The sequence below is a fragment of the Vibrio sp. 1727 genome, from assembly GCF_033344415.1.
Lineage (GTDB): Bacteria > Pseudomonadota > Gammaproteobacteria > Enterobacterales > Vibrionaceae > Vibrio > Vibrio alginolyticus.
The window spans coordinates 1-592 of sequence record NZ_JAWPOT010000458.1 but is presented as its reverse complement, the minus strand read 5'-3'; the positions used below and the strand labels follow the sequence as shown (position 1 = coordinate 592).

The 592-nt window shown below is 46.1% G+C and carries 1 protein-coding gene and 1 pseudogene; both read right to left on the bottom strand.

Going from position 1 to position 592, the window contains the following annotated elements; all coding sequences use genetic code 11:
* Nucleotides 1–239, bottom strand: a pseudogene (locus R8O10_RS26340) (outer membrane lipoprotein-sorting protein); the annotation flags it as partial.
* 57 nt (nucleotides 240–296) lie between these two features.
* On the bottom strand, nucleotides 297–592 hold a 296-nt coding region (locus tag R8O10_RS26335), incomplete at its 5' end, for an MMPL family transporter (protein ID WP_318192114.1).

The window sequence follows — 592 nt, the reverse complement described above, 5'->3', positions numbered from 1 at the left end:
ACATCCCGAGGCTGGTCAAAAATGGTCAGCCCTTTGTCGCCATCCCCTTCAACTTCGAGAGATTTCAATCGCATAAGACGCTTACTGCTTTCACCTTGTGCGTTCTTTAAAATCATCTCCATGGTTGCGATAGAGTCGCCCCAACCTTCATCTCTTGCTTTTCGCTCCTGAGCAATTTCTAGCCCTTTATCTTCATTCGCATAAGTGAATGGCGATGCAACTAGCGAAGCCGACAACATCAAAACTTGCAATACGTGGTTCATTTTTTTCATGGTTCAATTCCTTTTAATTCTGAGTTATGACTGAGTTGCCGTGATGGTAGACGACTCTTTCAAACGCGCGTTATCAGACGGACCTTCTTGTAAGTACGCTTTTTTATCGAATAGCATTAGTAAGGGTGGGAGGAATAAGAAGTCCACAACCAAAGCGATGAAGATAACAATGGCGCTGAGCTGCCCCATATCCGCATTCAGCCTGAAGCTAGACATTGCCAATACAGAAAAACCTGCCACTAAAACCACCGTAGTGATCCACAGTGCGCGGCCAACGGTATGAAAGGCGTAACGAACGGCTTGCTCTGCAGTTTGCCCCT